The organism is Acidovorax sp. SRB_24 (assembly GCF_012931925.1).
Map to the genome: position 1 here is coordinate 1 of NZ_MWOM01000244.1, position 453 is coordinate 453.

Consider the following 453-nt stretch of genomic DNA (forward strand, 5'->3'; position numbering starts at 1 on the left):
AATCTCGCGCACCGTCATGCCGCGGGCGTACAGCGAGATGATTTTGTCGTCGAAGCCCGCCCACCGGGTCTGGTGCTTGGGGATGAGCTGGGGCTCGAAGCTGCCGTGGCGGTCGCGGGGAATCTCGATAGGCAGTTCGCCGAACTCGCCCTTGAGGGTCTTCTTGCTCTTGCCGTTGCGGGTGTTGCCAGCTTCGTTGGCCACCGTTTCATGCCGGTCGTGGCCCAGGTGCTCGGTCAGTTCGGCGTCCAGGGCCTTCTCCACCAGCAGCTTGGTCAGCTGCTTGAGCAGGCCGTTCTCGCCGATGAGGTCTTCAGGCTTCTTGTAGTTGGCCAGCAGGCTGGTCAGTAGTTCTTCGGGGACTTCGTGTTTCTTGGGTGCCATGGTGTTTGCGGACATGCGGGCTTGCGCCCGCGTGGGATTTTCCGTTTACACAAAATTCTGCACACCCTC

1 protein-coding gene is annotated in these 453 nt (G+C 61.1%); it reads right to left on the reverse strand.

The genetic code is table 11. From position 1 onward, the window contains the following. Positions 1-384 (reverse strand): transposase (locus B2J89_RS21765; protein ID WP_205763936.1); only part of this gene is annotated, 384 nt, incomplete at its 3' end. Between the last annotated feature and the right edge of the window lie 69 nt (positions 385-453).